This is a genomic window from Amycolatopsis sp. VS8301801F10 (assembly GCF_046195355.1).
Taxonomy (GTDB): Bacteria; Actinomycetota; Actinomycetes; order Mycobacteriales; family Pseudonocardiaceae; genus Amycolatopsis.
Genome location: NZ_CP176065.1, coordinates 1787965 through 1811895, shown reverse-complemented (window position 1 = coordinate 1811895; position 23931 = coordinate 1787965). Strand labels below are relative to the sequence as shown.

General features: G+C 68.8%; 23 protein-coding genes. 16 read left to right on the top strand and 7 right to left on the bottom strand.

The features are described from left to right. Positions 1–584 precede the first annotated feature (584 nt). Entirely contained in the window at positions 585–1757 is a 1173-nt protein-coding gene (gene dusB, locus F9C11_RS08775; RefSeq protein WP_409184382.1) for a tRNA dihydrouridine synthase DusB, read from the top strand. 700 nt (positions 1758–2457) lie between these two features. Here dusB and F9C11_RS08770 read toward each other — a convergent pair. Further along, entirely contained in the window at positions 2458–2877 is a 420-nt protein-coding gene (locus tag F9C11_RS08770) for an Hsp20/alpha crystallin family protein (RefSeq protein WP_409184381.1), read from the bottom strand. Between the two features lie 164 nt (positions 2878–3041). Here F9C11_RS08770 and F9C11_RS08765 point away from each other — a divergent pair, with 164 nt between their 5' ends. From F9C11_RS08765 to phoU, 6 genes are all read left to right on the top strand, one after another. Continuing rightward, on the top strand, positions 3042–3875 hold the full coding sequence (locus F9C11_RS08765) for an alpha/beta fold hydrolase (protein WP_409184380.1): 834 nt from the start codon (positions 3042–3044) through the stop codon (positions 3873–3875). 148 nt (positions 3876–4023) lie between these two features. Then, on the top strand, positions 4024–4587 hold the full coding sequence (gene idi / locus F9C11_RS08760; protein ID WP_409184379.1) for an isopentenyl-diphosphate Delta-isomerase: 564 nt from the start codon (positions 4024–4026) through the stop codon (positions 4585–4587). 114 nt (positions 4588–4701) lie between these two features. Continuing rightward, positions 4702–5361, top strand: coding sequence for a GGDEF domain-containing protein (locus tag F9C11_RS08755; RefSeq protein WP_409184378.1), 660 nt, complete (start codon positions 4702–4704; stop codon positions 5359–5361). 712 nt (positions 5362–6073) lie between these two features. Further along, the gene (locus F9C11_RS08750) at positions 6074–6319 is read left to right on the top strand and encodes a hypothetical protein (RefSeq protein ID WP_409184377.1); all 246 of its coding nucleotides are present in this window, start codon (positions 6074–6076) and stop codon (positions 6317–6319) included. Positions 6320–8670: 2351 nt separating this feature from the next. Continuing rightward, positions 8671–10053, top strand: coding sequence for an LCP family protein (locus F9C11_RS08745; RefSeq protein WP_409186852.1), 1383 nt, complete (start codon positions 8671–8673; stop codon positions 10051–10053). Positions 10054–10137: 84 nt separating this feature from the next. Next, positions 10138–10812, top strand: coding sequence for a phosphate signaling complex protein PhoU (phoU, locus tag F9C11_RS08740; RefSeq protein ID WP_037808604.1), 675 nt, complete (start codon positions 10138–10140; stop codon positions 10810–10812). A gap of 105 nt (positions 10813–10917) precedes the next feature. Here phoU and pstB read toward each other — a convergent pair whose 3' ends face one another. From pstB to F9C11_RS08710, 6 genes are all read right to left on the bottom strand, one after another. Beyond that, entirely contained in the window at positions 10918–11694 is a 777-nt protein-coding gene (gene pstB / locus F9C11_RS08735) for a phosphate ABC transporter ATP-binding protein PstB (RefSeq protein ID WP_009084706.1), read from the bottom strand. A gap of 3 nt (positions 11695–11697) precedes the next feature. Next, positions 11698–12612 (bottom strand): phosphate ABC transporter permease PstA, encoded by a 915-nt coding sequence (gene pstA, locus F9C11_RS08730; RefSeq protein ID WP_409184376.1) that lies wholly within the window; start codon positions 12610–12612, stop codon positions 11698–11700. Positions 12613–12615: 3 nt separating this feature from the next. After that, a complete protein-coding gene (gene pstC / locus F9C11_RS08725; RefSeq protein WP_409186851.1) occupies positions 12616–13536 on the bottom strand; it encodes a phosphate ABC transporter permease subunit PstC in 921 nt (306 codons plus the stop codon). 188 nt (positions 13537–13724) lie between these two features. After that, complete coding sequence (gene pstS, locus F9C11_RS08720) at positions 13725–14855, bottom strand: phosphate ABC transporter substrate-binding protein PstS (RefSeq protein ID WP_409184375.1); 1131 nt, start codon at positions 14853–14855, stop codon at positions 13725–13727. A 240-nt stretch (positions 14856–15095) separates the two neighbouring features. Continuing rightward, positions 15096–15995, bottom strand: coding sequence for a mycothiol synthase (gene mshD, locus F9C11_RS08715; RefSeq protein WP_409184374.1), 900 nt, complete (start codon positions 15993–15995; stop codon positions 15096–15098). Positions 15996–16017: 22 nt separating this feature from the next. After that, positions 16018–16749 carry a winged-helix domain-containing protein gene (locus tag F9C11_RS08710; RefSeq protein ID WP_409186850.1) on the bottom strand — a complete coding sequence of 244 codons (732 nt, stop codon included), beginning with the start codon at positions 16747–16749 and terminating at the stop codon, positions 16018–16020. A 174-nt stretch (positions 16750–16923) separates the two neighbouring features. On the opposite strand from F9C11_RS08710, the gene F9C11_RS08705 reads away from it, so the two are divergent. From F9C11_RS08705 to F9C11_RS08665, 9 genes are all read left to right on the top strand, one after another. Then, the gene (locus F9C11_RS08705; protein WP_409184373.1) at positions 16924–17826 is read left to right on the top strand and encodes a DUF2993 domain-containing protein; all 903 of its coding nucleotides are present in this window, start codon (positions 16924–16926) and stop codon (positions 17824–17826) included. A 5-nt stretch (positions 17827–17831) separates the two neighbouring features. Continuing rightward, positions 17832–18266: a TlpA family protein disulfide reductase gene (locus F9C11_RS08700; RefSeq protein WP_409184372.1), complete on the top strand. Its 435-nt coding sequence runs from the start codon at positions 17832–17834 to the stop codon at positions 18264–18266. A gap of 409 nt (positions 18267–18675) precedes the next feature. Beyond that, the gene (locus tag F9C11_RS08695; RefSeq protein WP_409184371.1) at positions 18676–19110 is read left to right on the top strand and encodes a DUF4395 domain-containing protein; all 435 of its coding nucleotides are present in this window, start codon (positions 18676–18678) and stop codon (positions 19108–19110) included. A gap of 31 nt (positions 19111–19141) precedes the next feature. Beyond that, complete coding sequence (locus F9C11_RS08690) at positions 19142–19978, top strand: sulfurtransferase (protein ID WP_409184370.1); 837 nt, start codon at positions 19142–19144, stop codon at positions 19976–19978. After that, positions 19978–20283: a DUF1416 domain-containing protein gene (locus F9C11_RS08685; protein ID WP_409184369.1), complete on the top strand. Its 306-nt coding sequence runs from the start codon at positions 19978–19980 to the stop codon at positions 20281–20283. The genes F9C11_RS08690 and F9C11_RS08685 overlap by 1 nt, the downstream gene beginning before the upstream one ends. A gap of 102 nt (positions 20284–20385) precedes the next feature. Further along, positions 20386–21720: an MFS transporter gene (locus F9C11_RS08680; RefSeq protein WP_409184368.1), complete on the top strand. Its 1335-nt coding sequence runs from the start codon at positions 20386–20388 to the stop codon at positions 21718–21720. 129 nt (positions 21721–21849) lie between these two features. Continuing rightward, on the top strand, positions 21850–22461 hold the full coding sequence (locus F9C11_RS08675) for an FABP family protein (protein ID WP_409184367.1): 612 nt from the start codon (positions 21850–21852) through the stop codon (positions 22459–22461). Between the two features lie 16 nt (positions 22462–22477). After that, on the top strand, positions 22478–23080 hold the full coding sequence (locus tag F9C11_RS08670; protein WP_409184366.1) for a 5-oxoprolinase subunit B family protein: 603 nt from the start codon (positions 22478–22480) through the stop codon (positions 23078–23080). Beyond that, positions 23080–23931, top strand: coding sequence for a biotin-dependent carboxyltransferase family protein (locus F9C11_RS08665; protein ID WP_409184365.1), 852 nt, complete (start codon positions 23080–23082; stop codon positions 23929–23931). Before F9C11_RS08670 ends, F9C11_RS08665 begins: the two co-directional genes overlap by 1 nt.

The window sequence follows — 23931 nt, the reverse complement described above, 5'->3', positions numbered from 1 at the left end:
GGTGGCCGGGTTCGGCGATCGGACCCCGCTCGGCAGGGTGGCCTGACGCGGTCAGCTCGCCCGGCTCGGCGTCCTGACCAGACGCAGCCTCGCCCGGCTCGGTGTGCTGACCAAGGGCAGCAGCCTTGCCTGGCTCGGCGTGTTCACCGAGCGCGGCAGCCTGGCCCGGCTCAACGTCCTGGCCAAGCGCGGCAGCCTCGCTCGGCGCGGCGGAGGAGCTTTCCGCACCCGAGCGGTCGGAGCTGACGGGCTGAGCGGTGCCGGACGGGTAGCCCGGCCGCGACGCGTCCCCAGCCGACTCGTCGCTGCCCGGGTGGCCTGGTGCCGACTGGGAGGCCGGGTTGAGCGCGGGCGTCTCGTCGGGCTGGTCGGTGGCCAGCTCGGGCTGGGGACGCACCGCGCGGAGTTCGGCGCCTACGTGGGTCAGGCGACGGCCGAGGGCGTCCAGTTCGCCGGCCAGGCGGTGGAGCGTTGCAGCTTCCGTGGTCATACCGGACATCGTCGGCGAAACGGCACGATGATCGGATCCGTAGCACTACTCAACGCTGGACACGAGACGGTCTCGCGACCGCGGACCTGCCCGGATGCGTGTGCCGTACGTCACGGGCGACAATGGACGCGTGACTGCCACATTGAGCGCGCCCACGTTGAAGATCGGCCCCTACCAGGTCGATCCGCCCGTGGTGCTCGCTCCGATGGCCGGGATCACCAACGTCGCCTTCCGACAGCTGTGCGCCGAGTACGGTGCCGGCATCTACGTCTGCGAAATGATCACCGCCCGCGCGGTCGTCGAGCGGCATCCCGGCACCATGCACATGATGACCTTCGGCGAGCACGAAAAACCGAGGTCCATGCAGCTCTACGGGGTCGACCCGAAGACGATGGCCGAAGCGGTCCGGATCATCGTCGGCGAAGGGCTGGCCGACCACGTGGATAGTAACTGGGGTTGCCCTGTCGCCAAGGTCACCAGGAAGGGTGGCGGGGCGGCGCTTCCCTACAAGCGGAAACTGTTCGCCGACATCATCTCCGCCTGCGTGAAGGCAGCCGAACCGGCCGGTGTTCCGTTCACCGCGAAGTTCCGCGTCGGGATCGACGACGACCACCACACGTTCCTCGACGCCGGGCGCATTGCCGAAGCCGAGGGCGCGGCTGCCGTCAGCTTGCACGCGCGTACGGCCGCGCAGCGCTACTCCGGGCAGGCCGACTGGTCGAAGATCGCGGCGCTGAAAGAGGCCGTCACCAGCATCCCGGTGCTGGGCAACGGCGACATCTTCAGCGCGGACGACGCGCTCCGCATGGTCGCCGAGACCGGTTGCGACGGGGTGGTCGTCGGGCGCGGCTGCCTCGGTCGGCCGTGGTTGTTCGGCGAGCTCGAAGCCGCCTTCCAAGGGCGCGAGATTCCGGCCGGACCGAACCTCGGCGAAGTCGCGCGCGTCCTGCGGCGGCACACCGAGCTGCTCATCGAGCACGACGGCCACGACAAGGCCATGCGCGACATCCGCAAGCACATGGCCTGGTACCTGATGGGCTTCCCGGTCGGCTCCGAGCTGCGGCGCGGCTTCGCGATGGTGACGAGCCTGAACCAGCTGGACGACCTGATCGCGCAGCTGGACCACGACGCTCCGTTCCCGAGCGCCGCGACCGGTCCGCGCGGGCGGCAGGGTTCGCCGGGCAAGGTGACGCTCCCGCACGGCTGGCTCGACGACCCGGACGACGACTGCGTTCCCGAAGCCGAGGACATGCACTCCGGCGGCTGAAAGTTCGGCCATCAGACGGCCAGGTCGACCCAACGCAGCTCGGTCATCCGGTATCTGCGGCAAAGGGCACGGACCGTGACCACCAGCTAAGAATCCGTCGTGACAAAGGGAATTCGCCGTCAGGGTCGCGACAGCGACCGCACATCGGCAACCTGCCGAACGCACGACCTGATCTACGCGAGTCTCAGCGACGCGCCCAACCCGCCACTACGAGAGGCTCGCTGCACAAACCCAGTCCGAGCAGGAGATTTGCCGTTTCCCGCCGCAGCCGTCGGCGGATCGCCTGGGCCGCGGTCGCCATGTCCGCCTTCGGCGTCGGGTTGTTCTCCGCCGCGACGTACCTGACCGGCGATCCGACGCTGAGCCGGATCCCGCGATCGCTTGGCACTTGACGATCGTGCTGCACGCCCTGTCCGCGAGCCTGGTGCTGCTGATCGGACCGCTCCAATTCGCGGCGACATTGCGCGCCCGACGGTCCAGACCTACGTGCGAGCATGATCTTCGCCGCGGTCTCCACTTCGCAGCGGCGACGGCATCTCCGCCCAAATCGCCTTCTACCTGTTGGCCATCGCGTGGCTCTACACGCTCTACCGCGGCGACCACCGGCGGAAATCCTCCGTTGACCTGCACAGATAGCAACTGTCCCCAGGTTATCCACAACCCACTGTGGATAACCTGGGGACAAATTGGGGTCACGACCTCAGGCGTCGATCTCCTGCGGCGCGCCGCCGACGGTGATCTTGCGCGGCTGGGCCTTCTCGGCGACCGGGATGCGCAGCGTCAGCACGCCGTCGACGTAGTCCGCGGCGATGCGCGTGGTGTCGAGCGTGTCGCCGAGGAACAGCTGGCGCGAGAACTTGCCGCGCGGGCGCTCGGACACCTGGACCTGCGCGTCCTCGACCGCGACCGGCGTGCGCTCGGCGCGGACTGTGAGCACGTTGCGCTCGACGCTCACGTCAATGGAGTCGCGGGCGATCCCCGGGAGGTCGAACTGGACGACGTACTCGTCGCCGGCGCGGTAGGCGTCCATCGGGACGGAGCGCGGCGCGGTGCCCTGACCGCCGAAGAACTGCTGGGTCAGGCGGTCGAACTGGGCGAACGGGTCGGTGCGGATCAGCATGTCGAATCCCCTTTCGGACAACTGCGGCCAGCTGCTGGGGCGCTGACCAAGCCTTGCAAAGTTGCTAACGAGCGACTCAACTTATTTGTTCCCTTATGGCTCAGATCACAGGGATGGCGCGAGACCGGCCAAAACTGTCGGTGCCGGTCCGTAGAGTGCGTCTCGTGATCGACCAGCTGACCATCCCGACCGACGCGGGATCCTTCGACGCCATCGCCGCCGGCCCCGAAGACGGCCGCCCGGTACTGCTGCTGCACGGCTTTCCCCAGGCCGCCGTGGAGTGGGAACACCAGGTGGCGACGCTCGGCGTGCTCGGCTACCGCGCGGTCGCACCGGATCAGCGCGGTTATTCGCCGGACGTGCGGCCCGAACGCCCGGCCGAATACGGCATCGCGACGCTGGTGTCCGACGTCCTGGCCATGGCCGACACGCTCGGCTGGAGCAAGTTCGACCTGGTCGGCCACGACTGGGGCGGCGCGGTCGCTTGGTGGACGGCCGACGAGCACCCGGAGCGGCTGCGCAGCCTCACCGTGGTCTCCACGCCACACCCGGGCGCACTCGCCGAGGCGATGCGGACGGACGAGGACCAGCACCTGCGGTCGGCCTATATGACGGAGTGGCGGCAGACGCCCGCGACCGAACGCCGAATGCTCGCCGACAACGCGAAGGCGTTGCGCGACATCTTCGACCGGCGCATCCCGCCGAGCAAGATCGACGAGTACGTGCAGCGGCTGTCCGAACCGGGTGCGCTCACCGCCGCGCTGAACTGGTACCGAGCCGGGCGTCCGGGCGGGAAAATCGGCAAGATTTCGGTGCCTGCGATGTACGTGTGGTCCACAGAGGACGTCGCGTTCGGATCCACGGCCGCGCTCGACACGGCGAACTGGTGCACCGGGCCGTACCGGTTCGAAATGCTGGAGGAGGTGTCGCACTGGGTAGCGGAAGAAGCGCCGGAGGCATTGACCTCGTTGATCGTCGAGCACCTCGGAAGCCGGTGACGGCGGGGGCTTCCCGTGCCACCGTTCGGCTGGGTGTCCGGCGAGCTGCGGTTTCGAGCGTTGCGTGAAGATCCGACACTCGAATCGGGCGAAACGGCCACCCGGCTCGCGGTATCGGCCGGGTGGTGCGTGGTGTTCAGTATCCGGAGTGGACACCAGCACTGAAGCCGAAACCGAACGCGTCGTCTTCGTGACCGAGGACGGCATACCCACCGGGGAGACCGGGCCGAAGCTCGCCAGCCATCACGCGGACACGCGGCTGCACCTCGCGTTCTCCTGCTATGTCCTGCGCCGTTCGGACAACGCCCTGCTGATCACCCAGCGCGCGCTGCACAAGAAGGTGTGGCCGGGGGTGTGGACCAACAGCGTGTGCGGGCATCCGGCTCCCGCTGAAGCGTTGGAGGCCGCAGTGCGCAGGCGGGCTTCGTACGAACTCGGGCTGCCCGCGCTCGAGGACCTCGAGTGCGTGCTGCCCACGTACCGCTACCGCACGCCGCCCTTCCAGGGGGTCGTGGAGAACGAGTTCTGTCCGGTGTTCGCCGCCTGGACGGACGTCGATCCGCGGCCGAATCCCGAAGAAGTGGGCGGCTGGCGATGGATTTCCTGGGCTGATTACACACAGTGGATCGCGGATCCGGGTACTGCCGCGAGTTACTGGGCTCGTGATCAATTCGCGCAGCTCAAGGACAAAAAGCCCTTCTCCGCGCTCTAAGCCCGGAACTGCGCTGCGTGACAACGGCGGAACTCCGTCGTCCACTTGAGCGAAATTCACCTTCGTCCGTACCGATCACTCAAGCCACCGCTCCTTTACGACGAAAACGATGGAGTGGCGGAGGTCAGAGTGTCGGCGGACGACGAACTCGGAACGGGGGAGACCGCGCCAGACCTGCTCTCGTTGCACGAGTCGATCGCGGACCTGTTCGCGACACGCGGCGATTGGCACCGGGCCTACCGGCACCTGCGCTCCGCGCTCGACATCGCGCGAGCGGGCAGCCTGCGCGATCCGCTCACTTCCAGCTACAACCGCCGGTACCTCGACCAGCGGCTGCCCGAACTGCCCGCCGCGGTGGCCGTCGCACTGGTCGACCTCGACCGGTTCAAGTCCGTGAACGATACGTACGGTCACCTTCTCGGCGACCGCGTCCTCTGCCGAGTCGCCGATCTCCTGCAGGAGGGACTGCCCGCCGATGCGTTCTGCGCACGGTACGGCGGCGAGGAATTCGCTCTCGTCCTGCCGGGACTCGATCACCGGGACGCAGTCCGGCTCGCCGATGCCGCGCGCCGTCGGGTCGCCCGTCATCCCTGGTCAGAACTCCGCCCGGGCCTGCGGGTGACGATCAGCGTCGGCCTCGCGCACGGCACCGGATCGGGACCGCGCCAGCTCCATCGGGCCGACAATCTCCTTTACGCCGCGAAGCGGGCCGGACGCAACAAGGTCGCTTTTCACGACCGCGAGACCGCTCAGGTAATTACGCACTCTGAGTAACGCACGGCTGCGATTACTCCATTCATTGAACCCGATCTTCACCTGTTCGTCCGCTTCAGTGCGTCTTAGGGCGACGCAAGGTGAAGAAATTCGCGGGAGGGTGTCGTCACGAACGGCGGGTATCCGTACGATAACGAAAAGCTCCCCCGGTACGACGAGTCCTGGGAGACCCGGCGAAGCCGCCGGGTGTTCAAAGGTAAGCCGCCCCAGCCAGGCGCCTGACGTGCGAGAGGAGACCGAGTGCCCGACGAGCGCACCACCCCAGGCACCGGTCGCCATTCCGACACCACCGCACGTCCCCGCGGCGGACGCCGCCGTTCGATGGACACTCACGGCGGCATCAGCGTGTCCGACGTGGTCGCACGGCACACGGGTGAGCGACCGGCCTTCGCCGACGATCCCGGCACGCGGCATGCGGAACCGGTGAGCCGGCTCGCGGAACCGGGCACCCGGCGGGCAGAGCCGGGCCGTCGCCGCGCGGACCCCGAGCCGGGGCGACGGCGGGCGGAGCCGGACTCCGGTTTCCTCGGCGCGGGCGGCGGTTCGCCGGTCGAGCCGGGTCGGCGGCGGGCGAATGGGCACGCCAACGGGGTCAGTCGGCACGCGGAGCCGGGAGACGGCGCGGAGCTGAGCGGCCTGGTGAACGGGCGGCACGGCGAGCCCGCGGAAGACGACGCCGCAGCGGCCGGTGGACGCGCGAACGGACACGTCAATGGGATCGGCGGTCGGCACGGTGGGCCAGCCGTCGGAGATTTCGGCCGACGAGCCAAGCGGCGCAGCGAGCTTGCGGACGATGACGCTGTATCGGACGACGGGCACGTCAACGGGGTCGGCAGTCGCCTCGGCGAGCCAGCTGCAGGAGATATCAGCCGACGGGCCGAGCGGCGCAGCGAGCCTGCGGAAGAAGACGCTGTATCGGATGGCGGGGTCGGCAGTCGCCACGGTGAGCCAGCCGTAGGAGATATCGGCCGACGAGCCAAGCGGCGCGCCGAGCCCTCGGAAGGAGTTGGCAGTCGCCCCGGCGAGACGGTCGGAGACGCCAGCTCAGGGAGACGGGCCAAGCGCAGCAACGAGTCTGCAGAAGAGGTGCCCGCTGGCGGGTGGACGAACGGGGTTGGCGGCCGACACGGTGAGCCAGCCGGAAACGACGCTGATTCCGTCGGGAGACGAGCGAACGGGCGCGGTTACCGAACCGCTGGGATGGCGGAAGACGACGCTGCTTCGACTGGTCGAGGCAGCGTCAATGGCGTCGGCAATCGGCACAGCCGAGAAGTCGCGGACGGTTCCGGGGCGAGCGGGGCAGCAGACGTATCCGCGGCCCAGGTCAACGGGGTCGGCGATCGGCGTGCCAGTTCTTCGGACGACGCGGGGGTCCCCGGCGGACGTCGGGCGAACCGGCTCGACGGGCCCGCGCGAGTGGGCGGGCGGGCGCTGCTTGGTGGAGCGGTGCCGGACAGTATCAGCGACCCGGATGCGTCCGGTGGAGGTGCGCGGCGTCGGGGGACTTATCGCGCTGAGCCGGGTGAAGGGCTTGGAGAGACGGGCAGTCGGCGGGCTCAGCCTGCTGACGTTCGGCACGCCGCGCCGGACTCGGATGAGCGGCTCGGGGAATCCGACGCACGTCCTGAGGCTGGTCTGGTCCAGAGGGCTGGCCATCGCGGGGAGCCGGGTGGGTCCGAAGCTTCGCCGGTGGAACCGGGCGGACGGGTTCGGCCTGGTTCGGGCGAGGCCGGGGAACCGCGGGGGCTTCGTGGTCAGGGGATCGCCGGAGTCGGCGAGGGGCTAGCTCGGTCCGCGGAGGACGGTGGGCTGCCGGGAAGCGCCGAGGTGGGTTCTCCGGAGCTGGGGATGCGACCGCGGCGTCGGCGGGCGGACGGGCTTCCGCCCCGGCCTCGGCAGGGCGGCGGCGTTCCGGTGTCGCCGGAGCCGCCCGGGCCTCGGCGGCCGCACGGTGCGGAGAACGCTCCTGGTCAGCGGATGGCCGGTCCGGATTCCGGCGGGCATCGGTTGCCTAGCCCGGAGTTGGACGGGCCGCACACCGACGGGCCAATCTCCGCCGCGCGACGGAAGCCCCGTCCGGAACCGGACGCGCAACGCATGGCCGGACCGCGACCAGCGGGGCCGGACTCTCCTCGACCAACGCCGCCCGGGCCTGGCTCGGCGGCGCAGCGGATGCCTGGTCCGCAGCTGGACCCCCAGCCCATGGCTGGGCTGGATGCCGATGGGTCAGCCGGACCCGGCTCGGCCGCACAACGAATGTCCCGTCCGGAACCGGACGCACAACGCATGGCCGGACCGCGACCAGCGGGACCGGATTCTCCTCGACCAACGCCGCCTGTGCCCGGCTCGGCAGCGCAGCGGATGCCTGGCCCGGAACTGGACCCGCAACCCCTCGCCGGGCTGGATTCAGACGGGCCAGCCGGACCCGGCTCGCCCGTGCAACGCATGGCCGGACCGCGCGCAGCAGGGCCAGACTCCCCTCGACCAGCGCCGCCCGCGCCCGGCTCGGCGGTGCAGCGGATGTCTGGTCCAGACCTGGACGCACCGCGAGCGGCTGGGCCGCGCCCGGCAGGGTCGGTTGTCGATGGGGCAGCGGGGCACGGGCAACGGGCAGCCGGTCCTGAGGCGCCGGGTGGGCTCGATCCCGACGGGCAGCGCGCGACCGGGCAGGATTCCGGCGGCCACCGGGTGCCTAACGCGCCCAGTCGGCGACCGGCCGGTCCGGGAGTAGCTGGGCGCCGGTCGGGCGAACCGGCTGGCGGCGCGGAACCTGAGGACGAGCTTGAACGGACGCAGCTGAGTCCGGCCCTCGCGCCGGACCAGCGGCGGGGTAAGGGAGCGGCGCGGGGGCGTGCGGGGCTCGAGCAGACCCAGCTCAGCCCCGCGCTCGACGGTGACCGGCCACGCCCGACGAATGGCTCCACGCCAGCCGGGAGGCCAGACCCAGAACGAACCCAGCTCAGCCCCGCACTCGACGGTGACCGGCCACGCCCGACGAATGGCTCCACGCCAGCCGGAGGGCCAGACCCGGAACGGACCCAGCTCAGCCCCGCGGTGAACGGGGGGCGTCCTCGGCGCAGACCGGTGCCGAAGGGGCGGCAAGGCGCGTCGGAGGAGGAGCGGACCCAGCTCAGCCCGGCGCTCGCCGGGAACTCGGCGGACCGGACGCAGTTCACGCCGGTCAAGGGAGTCGGTCTCGGGGCGAAAGCTCAGCTCAGCCCGGACGAACCGGGTCCGGCCGTCGAAGGGCCGAATGGCAAGCGGCCTCGGCGTACTCCGGCGAAGCCTGCCGCGGCGGTTCGGGCGGAGATGGATCCGCTCACGATGACCGACGAGATGGAGGCTATCGACGAGGCCACTCAGTACCGTCGCAAGATCGATCACAGTCTTGCTCGGTTCTCCGCCGCGCATGACGACGCCGCCGCGGAGGAAGCGAAGCGGCGCGAACGGCGGGAGCGTCTCACTACCCGTTCGATGGCCTTGCTCGAGCAGACTCGGACTGCGCTGCAGCGGGTGGTGCTGCTCGACAAAGAGGAAGAAGAGCAGCCTGCCGAAAAGCCGGAGCAGACGCGGCTGCAGGAGAAGAAACAGCGGCATACCGCGCGCAACGTCCGGATCGGGCGGATCGCGTTGATCGTGGTCGTCGTGCTTATTTTTGTCGGCACGGGCGTCGCGTGGGGTGCGGTTACCTGGTTTGACGCCAAGTTCGCTCAGGTATCCGCGCTGGACGAGAACTCTTCCGACATCCAGAACGCCGAGGGGCAGGCCAACGACGAGAACTTCCTCATGGTCGGCTCCGATTCCCGCGACGGTGCGTCCTCCGAAGAAAACGTCGGCGACGCGGCCAATATCCCCGGCGCGCGGTCGGACACAGTCATGGTCGCGCACGTTCCCGCGGACCGGAAACGGGTCGTCGTCGTTTCGTTCCCTCGCGACCTCGAAATCGACCGGCCCGATTGCAACCGGTGGGATCCGGCCAAAGCCCAGACTACCGACGAGGTCGTGCCCGAGCAGAAAATCGCGAAGCTCAACACGGCCTACGCGATCGGCGGTCCGCAATGCATGACGAAGGTGATCCAGAAAGTCACCGGCCTGCGGATCAACCATTTCGTCGGCATCGACTTCAACGGGTTCAAGGAAATGGTCGACGCGGTGCACGGGGTGACCGTGCACAACGAGAAACCGATCGACGACACCGTGCTCGGCAAGGTGCTGGCCGAAACCGGCGACGTGACCATTTCCGGCGACCAGGCGCTGAGCTACGTGCGCGCGCGGCACGTCAAGGGCGACCCGACCTCCGACTACGGCCGGATCAAGCGGCAGCAGGCGTTCATCGGGGCACTGCTCAAGAAGGTCATGTCTTCGGATGTCGTGCTGGACCCGGGGAAACTGTCCGGCTTCATCACCGCTTTCGCGCACGCGACGTTCGGCGACAACCTCGGCGTGCAGCAAATGATGACGCTCGCGCAGTCGATGCGCGGACTCGACCCGGCGAACATCAACTTCATGACCGTGCCCACCGTCGGCCTGCCGAACAAGCGCGGCAACGAAGTCCTGGTCCAGGAAAAGACCAAGAGCCTCTTCGACGCGTTGCGCGACAACACCCCGCTCCCGGGCAACCAGCCCGCCGGCACCGCGGCGAACGCGCCGCCCGCCAACGCGGATTCGCGTAAGAGCGCCAACTCCGGCTGAGCACTTCGGATTCGTTAGGCGGGGTTCATATGCGGTTCACCCAGCGATGCGGTATTCGGACAGTCCACGACGTAGGGTGTGCTCATGCGTGAGGCCTACCATGTCGAACTCGATCAGCTCGCCGAAAACCTGGCCGCGATGTCGGTCCAGGTTGCCGACGCCATGGAGCGGGCCACCAAAGCACTGCTGGAGGTCGACCTCGGCCTCGCCGAGCAGGTGATCAGCGACGACGCGAAGGTCGACGACGCGCGTGCCGAATGCGAGGAGCAGGCGTACGCGCTGCTGGCGCTGCAGGCCCCGGTCGCGACCGATCTGCGCACCGTGCTCGCCGCCATCCACGCGGCGGAAAGCCTGGAGCGCATGGGAGATCTCGCCCTGCACGTCGCCAAGGCCGCCCGCCGCCGCCACCCCGACCCGGTGCTGCCGGAAGCGGTCAAGCCGTACTTCGCCGAGATGGGCCGGGCCGCGGTCAAGCTCGCCCGCCAGGTCGAGGCGATCATCAAGACCAAGGACGTGTCCGCGGCCAAGGACCTCGAGGCCGAGGACGACCAGGTCGACGACCTGCACCGGCACCTGTTCACCGTGCTGATGGACCGCGAATGGCCGCACGGCGTCGCCTCCGCGGTCGACGTCACGCTGCTCGGCCGCTTCTACGAGCGCTACGCCGACCACGCGGTGTCCGTCGCCAAGCGGATGATTTTCGTGGTCACCGGCCGGATGCCCGGCTACGGCACCGACGACGAGGACCTGACCATCTGAGACACCACGACAAAAACCGCCGCCCGAGCCAACGGGTGGCGGTTTTTTAGTGCCCGGAAAACGGCCGCCCTGGCAGGGAAACCAGGGCGGCCGTCCACAGTGGAATCAGCCGAAGCGGCCCGAGATGTAGTCCTCGGTGGCCTTCTCGTCCGGGTTGGAGAAGATCTTCTCCGTGTCGTTCAGCTCGATCAGCCTGCCCGGCTGGCCGACGCCGGCCAGGTTGAAGAACGCGGTCTGGTCCGAAACCCGCGCCGCCTGCTGCATGTTGTGCGTCACGATGACGATCGTGTAGTCCTTCTTCAGCTCGCCGATCAGGTCCTCGATGGCCAGCGTCGAGATCGGGTCCAGCGCCGAACACGGCTCGTCCATCAGCAGCACGTCCGGCTGCACCGCGATCGCCCGCGCGATGCAGAGCCGCTGCTGCTGCCCGCCGGAAAGGCCGCCGCCCGGCTTGTTCAGCCGGTCCTTGACCTCGTTCCACAGGTTCGCGCCGCGCAGCGCGCGCTCGGCGACCTCGTCGAGCTGCTTGCGGCTCTTCACCCCGCCGAGCCGGAGACCGGCCACCACATTGTCCTTAATGGACATCGTGGGAAACGGGTTCGGCCGCTGGAACACCATGCCGATGGTGCGCCGCACCTGCACCGGGTCCACCGCCGAGGCGTAGATGTCCTCGCCATCGAGCAGCACCTGCCCGTCGACCCGAGCCCCCGGGATGACCTCGTGCATCCGGTTCAGCGTGCGCAGCACGGTCGATTTGCCACAGCCCGACGGCCCGATGAACGCGGTCACGTTCCGCGGCGGGACGTTCAGCGTGACGCTGTCCACGGCGTGGAACTTGCCGTAGTAGATGTCCAGGTCTTTGACGTCGATTCGCTTGGCCATGACTCACTTCTTCTTCGGGGCGACGATGCGGGAAAGGACCGTGGCGAGCAGGTTGATCACGGCGATGATGAGCACCAGGGTGAGCGCGGCTCCCCAGATCCGGTCGAAGCCGACGCTGCCGGGGTCCATCGAGTTGGTGGCGCGTTCGTTGTTCATCACCAACGGCAGCGACGCCTGCTCCCCGCTGAAGATGTTCCAGTTGACGTAGGACGTGTACCCGACGAGCACCAGCAGCGGCGCGGTTTCGCCCATCACGCGGGCGAGCGCCATCATGATGCCGCCGAGAATGCCCGACAGCGCCGTCGGAAGCACGATCTTCATGATCGTCTTCCACTTCGGGACGCCCAGCGCGTAGGAGGCCTCGCGCAGGTCGTCCGGCACGATCCGCAGCATTTCCTCCGCCGAGCGGACGACCACCGGAATCATCAGCAGCACCAAGGCCAGCGACACCGCGAACCCGCTGCGCGGCAGGCCGAGCGTGGTGACCCACAGCGCGTAAATGAACAGAGCGGCCACAATGGACGGAACACCGGAGAGGATGTCCACCATGAACGTGGTGGCCCTGGCCAACTTGCCGCGGCCGTATTCGACGAGGTAAATCGCGACCAGCAGGCCGATCGGCACCGAGATGACCGCGCACACGAGACCCTGCAGCAGGGTGCCGATGACCGCGTGCAGCACGCCGCCGCCGACCTCGTCGCCGAGCACCGAACCGAAGTCCTGGCCCCACCAGTTGCTGTACGGGATCCGCTTGATCCCGTTGGCGATCACCGTGTACAGCACCCACACCAGCGGGATCACGGCGATCAGGAACGACAGCCACACCAGCACGGTGGCCACGCCGTTCTTGACCTTGCGGGCCGCGCTCACCTGTTGGAAAGCCGGTGTCGTCGCGGGCCGTTCGAGGGTGGTCGACACGCCTCACTCCCCCTTCTTGCCGACGATCGAGCGCGCGGCGAAGTTGACCAGGAACGTCAGCACGAACAACACCAGGCCGGCCGCGATGTACGCGCCGGCCGAGGTCGGGTTGTTGAACTCGCTGTAGTTCTGGGCGATTTTCGAGGCGAACGTCGCGCCGCCGTCGAAGAGGCTCCAGTCGAAGTTGCGGCCCTGCGGGATCAGCAGAATCACCGCCAGGGCAATGGTTTCACCGAGCGCGCGGCCGAGGCCGAGCATCGACGCGCCGACGAAACCGGCCTTGCCGAACGGAAGCACCGTGGTGCGAATGACCTCCCAGCGCGTGGCTCCGAGCGCGAGCGCGCCCTCGACCTGCGCGGTGGGCGTGCGCTCGAAAACCTCGCGGGTGAGGGACGTGATGATCGGCAGGATCATCACCGCCAGCACGATTCCGGCGGTGAAAATGGTGCCGCGCACGTTCGGCGCGATGTTGCCCGGCGCGAAAATCGGAATCCACGAGAAGGTGCGGTTGACCCACTCGGAAAACGGCTCGATCGCGGGCGCGAACACGAGAATGCCCCACAGGCCGAAAATGATCGACGGCACCGCGGCGAGCAGATCCACGATGTAGGCGAACGGCCGGGCCAGTTTCGGCGGCGCGTACTGGGTGAGAAACAGCGCGATGCCCAGCGAGATCGGCATCGCGATGATCAGCGCCACCAGCGAGGTCGCCACGGTGACCTCGGCGAGGTCGGCGATCCCGAAGGCCATGTTGGCCGGGTCGTTCGTCGACCACCCGTGATTGAACAGGAAGTTGACCTTGTCCGCCTTCAGCGCCGGAATCGCCTGGACGACCAGGAAAATCCCGATCAGGGCGATCAGGGCGACGACGAAGATCCCGGCCCCGGTGGTCAGGTTCTGGAAGATGCGGTCACCGGCTCGCACCTTCGTCGGCTTCTTCCGCGCGGGCGGCGCTTCCGGCGCCGGCGCGGGTGGCTTGTCCGAAATCGGATCCTCCGGGAACGCTCGGGCGGACGACGAACGCCCACCGGGGTCGCCGGTGGGCGTTCGCGTCGAGGATTGGTCGCTCATCGACAGTCTCTAGTCAGCCTTCGTACCAGCTAGCCGTTGTTTCAGGAAATTTCCTTGACGGCCTTCAGCACCTTGTCCTGCAGGCTCTGCGGGATCGGCACGTAGCCCTTGGCCGACAGCGGCTGCTGGCCGTCGGTGGCCGACACCGTCAGGAACGCCTTGACAGCCTTCGCGACGTCCGGGTTCGAGTACTTCGAGCACACGATCTCGTACGTGGTCAGCAGCAGCGGGTAGGCGCCCGGCACGTTGCTGGAGTAGATGCCGTTGAGGTCCATCGCCAGGTCGTTGGTGCCCGGGTGGAAGAACTTGGCGGCGTCCAGGGACTTGGCCACGTTCTGCGCGTTCAGCTCGACGCCGCCGGAGCCGCTGTCGATCAGGGCCGGGGTGACGCCGTCCTTGGCGAACGCGCTCTCCACGTAGGTGATCGAGCCGTCCGCGCCCTTGACGGTGCTCGCGACCCCGTTCGAGCCCTGCGCACCGTTGCCGACGCCGCCGTTGAACTTCTTGCCCGCGCCCTGGGTCCAGACGTCCTTGGCGGCCGCGCCGAGGTACTTCTGGAAGTTGTCGGTGGTGCCCGACTCCTCGGAGCGGGAGACGACCTGGATCGGCTTGTCCGGCAGGTTCAGGCTCTCGTTGCCCTTGACCGCCTTGATCGCCGGGTCGTTCCAGTTCTTGATGCCGCCGTTGAAGATCTTGGCGATGACCTGCGGGGTCAGCGTCAGCTTGTCCACCCCGGACAGGTGGTAGCCGACCGCGATCGGGCCGACGACCAGCGGGATGTTCAGCGCGGGCGAACCGCAGCGCTTGGTGGCGGCCTCGAGGTCGGCGTCCTTGACCGGCGAGTCCGAACCGCCGAAGTCGACCTGGTTGGCGTTGAACTGCTTGACGCCCGCGCCGGAGCCGGTGCCGTTGTAGTTCACCTTCTGGCCGGGGCACTTCTTGGCGTAGGCCTGGTTGAACACCTCGATGGCGTTCTTCTGGGCCGACGAGCCCTCAGCGGACAGCGGGCTCTTGCCCCCGCAGTCGACCTGGGCGGTTCCGGTGGCGGCGGGAGCGGCGGAGTTCGAGCCCGCGCCGCTGTTGGACGCCGAAGGGTCGGAGCCACAAGCGGCGAGGACGAGCGCGGCGCTCGCCACGATGCCGACGGCACCCAGGGGCCGCATGATCTTCACTGCATTTCCTCCACTCGGAGATGTGCCTTTTTGAATCCGGTCGGGATCGGCGGGCGGGTGAGCCGCACCGGAACCGGACACTAGGCAGCCTCGGTGGACGGTCGTCCTTGGTTGGATGAACGGAAGGTGAACAAGTCACCGTTTGTGAGCAGGACTACTACCCCGAACGGGTGCCGTGGCCTGCTCGTGACCTGCTAGTACGCGGAAAGTAACACGGGTCACCGGTCGCGTCGACCGTGATCACTCACCGTACTGGACGTCGGTCTCGAAACGCTGGAACCCCAGCTTGTTGTACACGGCCAAGGCCGCGGCGTTGTCGCCCTCGACGTAGAGGATCACCCTCGGTAGCCCTCGCGAGCGCAGGTAGCGGAGTCCGGCCAAGGTCAGCGCCTTCCCCAGGCCACTACCCTGAGTAGCCGGATCAACGCCGACCACGTAGACCTCCCCGACCGGGTCGCCGTCGAACCGGCCGGGCACCGGGTCGTGCACCTTCGTCCAGTGGAAGCCGACGACCTCGCCGCTCTCGTTCTCCGCGAGGAAGAAGCCGGCCGGGTCGAACCAGGCCTGCCGCTCTTCGGCGCGCACCTCCGCGACGGTCAGCGCGCCCTGTTCCGGATGCCAGTCGAACGCGCGCGCGTTGACCGCGACCATCGCGTCCTCGTCCTGGCCCGGCACGAAGGTGCGCAGCCGAAAACCGTTGTGCAGCACCGGTTCCGGCCAGTCCGCATCGGACACCTCGACGTGCAGGATCAGCAACTCGCGCTGCCGGCCGAGGCCGAGTTTCGCCGCGATCGCCGCCGCACCAGGGTGATCGCCGTGCGCCCACACGCGGAGCCCCGCGTCGGCGCGCTCGACTACCGCCCGCGCGAGTGCGGTGCCGACGCCGCGACGCCGGAAATCCGGGTGCACGAACAGCTCCGCGACCTGGTGGCCGTGGGAATCGCCTTCGGTGTCAAGGTGCACGTATCCGGCCGGCGTGCCGTCGAAACGCGCCAGAAGATGTAGCCCGCCCTCGAATTCGCGCGGCAGCGGCCCGGTCGCGTCGACCTCGGGACGTCCGTCAGCCGCTTTGACTGCGAGCAGCACTTCGCGCGCCGCGTCGTCGGGATCGGTCGTCCAGTCGCCAAGGTCGATAGCCACAAACCGACCTTACCGGCGAACGTCAGTGGGAGGTCAGCTCCGAAGCGTCGGCCGGAGCGGCGACAGCGGGCTTCGCGCCCTTCGCCGGCCGCTCGAACTTGTAGCCGACGTTGCGCACCGTGCCGATCATCTGCTCGTGCTCCGGGCCGAGCTTCGCGCGAAGCCGCCGTACGTGGACGTCGACCGTGCGCGTGCCGCCGAAGAAGTCGTAACCCCACACTTCCTGCAGCAGCTGCGCGCGAGTGAACACGCGACCGGCGTGCTGGGCGAGGTACTTGAGGAGCTCGAACTCCTTGTACGTCAGCTCTAGCGTGCGACGGCGCAGCTTCGCCGTGTACGTCGCTTCGTCGATGACAAGGTCGCCTACGCGCAGTTCGGCGTCCGCCTGCAGGCCGATGCCGTCGCGAGTGGTGGCCAGCCGCAGCCGCGCGTCGACCTCCGCCGGACCAGCGGTCGGCAGCAGGATGTCGTCCGTGCGCCATTCGGAGTTGACCGCGACCAGGCCGCCTTCGCCGACGACAGCGATGACCGGCGTGCCCGATTCGTCTTCCGCGCCCTTAAGCAACCGGCACAGGCTCTTCGCGGACGCGAGATCGCTGCGCGCGTCGAGCAGGATGACGTCGCGGTGGCCCGCGTCGAGCAGGGCCGTCACTTCCGGCTCGCGTACGCGTACGGTGTGCGGCAGCAGGTCCAGCGCGGGTAGTACGGAGGTAGCGTCGAGTTCCCCCGTCAGCACCAGCAGGTCCAAGCTCATGATCCGCACCGCCTTCAGATTCGTCGCCTCGAACGTGGCGTCGGTCGGTGCTAAGTGAGAATAGCGGGTGAACACCCCGGCACCTAGCGCGTGCTGGATCGATCACACCTGGGCTAACCGTCCGGACGTGACCCGCACCACGACGAAATCCACCCGAACAGGAGAACCGAGGCGATGGCGAGCAGGCCCGTGACGCGGGACGACCGACCGGCCAGCAACCCCGGCGGCGGCCGCCGCGGCAGGCGCGTACGGCGGTGGCTCATCGTGCTGGGAGTGCTGGTGCTCCTGCTGGTCGGTGCGGATTTCGGAGCGGCGGCCTTCGCCGAGCACACGATCTCGCAGAAGGCCCGCGCACAGCTCGGGCTGAGCGACGACCCGTCGGTCACCATCCACGGTTTCCCGTTCACCGTGCAGGCGCTCTCCGGTGACTACAGTCACATCTCCGTTTCCGCGGACGGCGTGCCGGTCGGCAGCGAACTTCGCGACCTGCGCGTGAGCGCCGAACTCGAGGACGTCATCGCGCCGCTGTCGGACCTCACGTCCGGCAACACCAAGGCGGTGAAGATCGGCAAGCTCACCGGCGCGGTGACGATCAAGGCGTCCGACCTCGCCCGGGTCTCGCCGCTGAACAAGATCCAGAACCTGAAGATCGAGCAGTCGACCCAGGCGTACGTCAAATACGGCGACACCGAGCAGGGCAAGCAGCCGGACCCGACGCCGACCAACGCCGACGGCGAACCGGCCGACGGCACCAGCGCGGGCGTGCGGATTTCCGGCGACGTCCAGGTGGCCGGGCAGAAGGTCGAGATCTTCTGCTTCGCGCTGATCCAGCTCAAGGAGAAGACGATCTCGATCGTGCCTTACCGGTTGCAGTTCGGGAATGACCAGAGCACCACGATCGTTCCGGAAGCCGTGCAGAAAGCTCTGTTGCCGAACTTCCGGGCGTCCATCTCGACGACCCGGCTGCCGCTGTCGGTCACCCCGACCGCGGTCCGCGTGGACAGCGGTTCGGTGACCATCAAGGGCGAAGCGCAGGACGTGAACTTCGCCGACCTGTCCACCAACCACGGAGGCTGATCCCGGTGACCGGAGTGTGGGTGCTGCTGGCGACGCTGGTCGTCGCGACGGCCGCGGGCCTGGTTCTGCGCGCCCGCAACGGCCGGATCCGCGCGGCCAAACCGGCCGCCGCGACCCGCGTCCTCCCCGCTCCGGTCGCCGAGGCCCTTGATCCGGAATCCGCCGTCACCCTGGTGCAGATCTCCACCACGTTCTGCACCCCGTGCCGGCACACGCGGGCGATTCTGTCGTCGCTCGCGGAGAAGACCGACGGCCTGCACCACGTCGACCTGGACGTCACCGAACGTCCCGAGGTCGCGCAGGCGCTGTCGGTGCTCAGCACGCCGACCACGCTCGCGCTGGACCCGGAAGGCCGGGAACTGCTGCGCGTGGGCGGCGTGCCCAAGGGCCCGGAGCTGCTCGAGGCGCTCCGCCCGCACCTCGCCGCCGCATCGCGCTGACGCGCGCCGCCCCGCCCCGGCCGCCCCTCGCAGCGCCGGCCCTCGCCGCCCCGCCGAATCCGCACCCGGCACCTCCTCGCCGCCCCGCCGAACCGCGCGCACGCTGCTCGACCGCCGCGCCTGCACCACGGTCCGCGGTGGTTGATTCTCAGGATCCGGACCTCGTCCCAAGGAATGAACATGGTTCCGGGAGCGAGCGAGCCTGGGTACCCTCCCCCCTGTGGACGAGCTGCCCATCACCCTCCTGACGCAGCGCCGCGCGGTCGATTTCTGCCGCGTGCGCAGCAGCTTGTGTCTGCCTTTTCCCGGTCGGCGCTGAAGCACGTCTCGCGCCGTCTCGCAGTTCGCCCCGTCTTCGCCGCGTGCTGTCGACGCACGCCCTTCCCCTCGCACTGAGCAGGAGGAACCCATGTCCGCCGGACCGGCCGTAGACCCGCGAGGTCCCAGGTTCGCCGCGATCGTGACCACGGTGGTGCTCGCCGTCGTGCTGATCACGCAGTGGTGGCCGTTGCTCGCACTGCAGACCGTGGTCTTCGCGATCGGGGCGTTCGTCGGGCTCAAGCCCGCGCCGTACTCGGTGCTGTACCGGCTCGTGGTCGCGCCGCGGCTCGGGCCGACCACCGAACGCGAGGACGCCGCCCCGCTGCGGTTCGCCCAAGCGGTCGGGTTCGTGTTCGCGCTCGTCGGCACGATCGGCTTCGCGACCGGTGTGACACCGCTCGGCGTCGTCGCGACCGCGTTCGCGCTTTTCGCCGCGTTCCTCAACGCGGCGTTCAACTACTGCCTCGGGTGCCAGGTGTACCTGCTGCTCAAGCGTTTCAGCCCCGCGCGGGCGTCCTCGTAAAACCCCAACCCAGAAAGAGAGCCAGCCTCCCATGAGCCGAGAAGACGTCCTGGTCACCACCCAGTGGGCCGAGGAAAACCTGGACACCCCGGGCGTGGTGTTCGCCGAGGTCGACGAGGACACGACCGCTTACGACAACGGGCACATCCGCGGCGCGGTGAAGCTCGACTGGCGCAAGGACCTCCAGGACGGCGTCCGCCGCGACTTCGTCAACAAGGAGGGCTTCGAGAAGCTCCTGTCGGAGAAGGGCATCTCGAACGACGACCGCGTGATCCTCTACGGCGGCAACAACAACTGGTTCGCCGCGTACGCGTACTGGTACTTCAAGCTCTACGGCCACGAGAACGTGCAGCTGCTCGACGGCGGCCGCAAGAAGTGGGAGCTGGACGGCCGCGAGCTGAGCTCCGACGAGGTCAAGCGCGAGCCGACCAACTACAAAGCCAAGGACCAGGACCTGTCGCTGCGCGCGTTCCGCGACGAGGTCGTCCAGTCGATCGGCTCGAAGAACTACATCGACGTGCGCTCGCCCGACGAGTACTCCGGCAAGCTGCTCGCCCCGGCGCACCTGCCGCAGGAGCAGTCGCAGGTGCCGGGCCACATCCCGGGCGCGCTGAACGTGCCGTGGGCGAAGGTCGCCAACGAGGACGGCACCTTCAAGTCCGAGCAGGAGATCAAGGACCTCTACGCCGAGGCCGGCTACGACGAGAGCAAGCCGACCATCGCGTACTGCCGCATCGGCGAGCGTTCGTCGATCGCCTGGTTCGCCCTGCACGAGCTGCTCGGCCAGCAGGACGTGAAGAACTACGACGGTTCGTGGACGGAATACGGTTCGCTGGTCGGCGTTCCGGTCGAGTTGGGAGCTAAGTGATGGCAGACGGCTGCAGCGCACCGGCACAGGTCGCGACCCCGGCGGACTTCGACACGAACGGCCAGGTCGTGCTGGCCGGCAAGGTCACCGGAGCCGACGGACCGGTCGGCGGCGCGTTCGTCCGGCTGCTCGACGGCGGCGGCGACTTCGCCGGCGAGGTCGTGTCCTCGGCGGACGGCGATTTCCGGTTCTACGCGGCCGAGGGTTCCTGGACGGTGCGCGCGCTGCACCGCACGGGCAACGGCGAGGCCACCGTGACCGCGGAGGGCCCAGGCCTGCACCAGCTGGCCATCTCGGTTGCCTGACAAGGTTTTCTCACAGAAGGGCCCCTCGGATATCGAGGGGCCCTTCTCGCGTCTGCGGGAATGCTTGACCTCAAGACGGCTTGAGGAGCCAAGCTCGCGGGCGTGTCGCAAACGAAAACCATTACGCGGAGCCCGCTGCTGGCCGCCGCCGTGTTCCTCGGCAGCTTCATGGCGTTGCTCGACGCGAGCGTGGTGAGCGTCGCGCTGCCGACCGTCCAGCGCGACCTGCACGCCGAATTCACTGACCTGCAATGGATTGTGGACGGGTACACCGTCGGGCTCGCCGCGTTGATGCTCACCGGCGGCACGCTCGGCGACCGGTACGGCCGCAAGCGGATCTACCTCGGCGGGCTCGCCGTGTTCACGCTCGCCTCCCTGGCGTGCGGCCTCGCCCCGACCCTCGGACTGCTCATCGCCGCCCGCGTGGGACAAGGGATCGCGGCCGCCGCGGTCATCCCGGGCGGCCTCGCGCTGCTGGCGCACGCGTATCCGGAGCCGCGGGAACGGGCCCGGATGCTGGGGGCGTGGGGCGGGGTGGCCGGATGCGCGCTGGTCGTCGGCCCGCTCATCGGCGGACCGATCACCGACGCGCTCGGCTGGCCGACGATCTTCCTGATCAACCTGCCCATCGGGGTGTGCGCGGTGCTCGCCGGACACCGCGGGCTCACCGAATCGTCCGACCCGGCGCACGGCGCGCTGGACTTGCCCGGCCAGCTGCTCGGAGCGTTGTGGATCGGGGCCTTCACCTACGCCGTGATCGCGTCCGACGCCGTGGCCGCCGCGCTCGGCGCGCTGGGGCTGATCGCGTTCGTCGTGGTGGAACTGCGCGCCCCGCATCCGATGCTGCCGATCCGGTTGTTCGGCAAGTTCCGCTTCGCCGCCTCGATCTTCACCTCGTTCGTGATCGGCTTCGCCTGCTATCCGCTGCCGGTGCTGATCGCCGTGTACCTGCAGCAGGCCTGGGGCAGCACCGCCTCGGAAGCAGGCGTGCAGATGCTGCCGTACGTCGTCGCCAACGCCGTTCTCGCGTTCTTCTCCGGACGGCTCGCCGGCCGGTTCACCGCGGAACGCGTGCTGCCGGTCGGTCTCACCATCACCGCGGCGGGCAGCTTCGCCTTCCTCCTGGTCGATCCCACGAGCCCGGATTGGCTGCTCAGCGTCCCGTTGACGCTGTCCGGCGTCGGGCTCGGCCTGAGCATCACCCCGACGAACGTAGTCGGTCTCGCCGGGCTTCCGGTGCGGCGCACGGGCACCGCGGCGGGCACGGTCAACGCCGCGCGGCAGGTCGGAATGGCGCTCGGCGTGGCCGCGCTCGGGGCGCTTCTCGATCATGGCAGCACGCTCACGACCGGGCTGCAGACCGCGATGTCGGTGGCCGGAGCGGCGCTGCTGGCGGTGACCGTCCTCACCGCCGCGACCCTGCGCAGCGCTAGCTGAGCCGGGGCGGACTATTGTCCTCGCTGTGGAGACCTTGTTTACGACCCTGTTGATCATCGCGGGCATCGCCACCGTGTGGTTCGCGGTCTACGTCGTCTACCGGCTGTACGCCGACCAGCGCTGAGCAGCATGACGAGCGGCGACGAAGCCATCGCAGCGGCCGAGAAGCGGGCGGAAAGCACGCGCGACCGCAACCTGCCGTTGTGGGACGACCTGCCGATCCCGAACGACACGGCGAACCTGCGCGAGGGCCCGAACCTGAACGACGCGTGCCTCGCGCTGCTGCCGCTCGTCGGCGTCTGGCGCGGCGAGGGCGAGATCGACTACCCGACGATCGACGGGCCGATCAAATTCGCCCAGCAGCTGACCGTCTCCCACGACGGCCGCCCGTTCCTGTTCCACGAGGCGCGCTCGTGGCTGCTGAACGAGGACGGCAGCGTGCTGCGGCCGGCCGCCCGCGAAACCGGGTTCTGGCGCCCGCAGGAGGACGACACCATCGAGCTGCTGCTCACGCACAGCTCCGGCATCGTCGAGCTGTACTACGGGAAACCGCGCAGCCAGACGGCCTGGGAACTCGGCACCGACGCGGTCATCCGCACCGCGACGGCCAAGGAGGTCACCGGCGCGCAGCGGCTGTACGGCCTGGTGAACGGTGACCTCGGGTACGTCGAGGAGCGCGCGATGGTCGGCCAGGAATTGCAGCCGCACGCCTCCGCGCTGCTGCGCCGCGTGGTGGGCTGAGGCTCCGGGAGACGCCGTGCGCTGGCGGCGGTACGGCGAAGACGCCGCCCTGCTCGACTGCGCCTCGCTCGAGGAGATGAGCGCGGCCCGGGCGACCCTCGCGCAAGCCGCGCTCGACGGCGTCGACGAGATCGTTCCCGGGGCCCGCACTCTGCTGGTGGTCGCTTCCCCGAGCGCCTTGGAAGCCGCGCGGTCGTTGCTGGCTTCGGCCGATTTGGAGCATCCGCCTGCCGGGGACGCTCGCGAAGTCGTCTTGGACGTGCGCTACTCCGGCGAGGACCTCTCCCTGGTCGCCGAGGACGCCGGGCTCCGCGTGGACGAGGTCGTCACCCTCCACACCAGCGCGGTCTACACGGTCGCGTTCACCGGTTTCGCGCCCGGTTTCGGTTACCTCGCTGGACTTCCCGCTCAGTTGCGGCAGCCGCGGCTCACTTCTCCCCGGACCCGCGTTCCCGCCGGGTCGGTGGCCATCGCGGACGAGTTCACCGGCGTCTACCCGCGGGAATCGCCTGGTGGCTGGCGGTTGATCGGCCATACCGAGGCGACGCTTTTCGATCCTTCCGCCGCGCAACCGGCGTTGTTCACGCCCGGTCTCCGCGTCCGGTTCCGGAGCGTGTGATGCGTGCTTTGGAGATCGTCTCGCGCGGATCGCTGGCTCTGGTGCAAGATCTCGGCCGCCCCGGTTACGCACATCTGGGCGTCCCACCGTCGGGTGCTCTCGACGTCGCCGCACTACGGCTCGGCAACCGGCTGGTCGGCAATCCCGAGGACGCCGCCGGCATCGAAACGGTGCTGGGCGGACTGACCGTCCGGGCGGCGGTTTCGTGCACCGCCGCGGTGACCGGACCGCCGGTCGCGGTGATTGTGGACGGACGCGAAACCGGCTCGCACACGCCGATTCCGTTGCGGCCAGGCCAAAAACTGACGATCGGCCGCCCCGCCTCCGGACTGCGCTGTTACCTGACGGTGTCCGGCGGCATCGCCGTGCCGCCGGTTCTAGGGAGCCGGTCGACTGATGTCCTGTCCGGACTCGGCCCCTCGCCATTGGAAGCTGGCACGAGAGTCCCCCTCGGTCCGGTCACCGGTGTTCCGTCCGGTGCCGACGTGGTCGCCGCCCCGCCCGTGCCCTCCCAGCTGACCGTGCCGGTTGTGCTCGGCCCGCGCGACGACTGGTTCGCCGACCCCGCGAGCACGCTCAACACACAGTGGACGGTGACCGCGGAATCCAACCGAGTGGGGGTCCGCCTTGACGGGCCGCCACTACGTCGAGTGTCCACTTCGGAATTGCCCAGCGAAGGCGTGCTCACCGGCGCGATCCAGGTCCCGCCGAACGGATTGCCGCTGGTCTTCCTGGCCGATCACCCGACCACGGGCGGTTATCCGGTGATCGCGGTCGTGAGACGGGCGTCACTCGGAGCACTCGCTCAAGCACGCCCCGGAACCTTGGTGCGGTTCCGCGCGTCCTTGTGA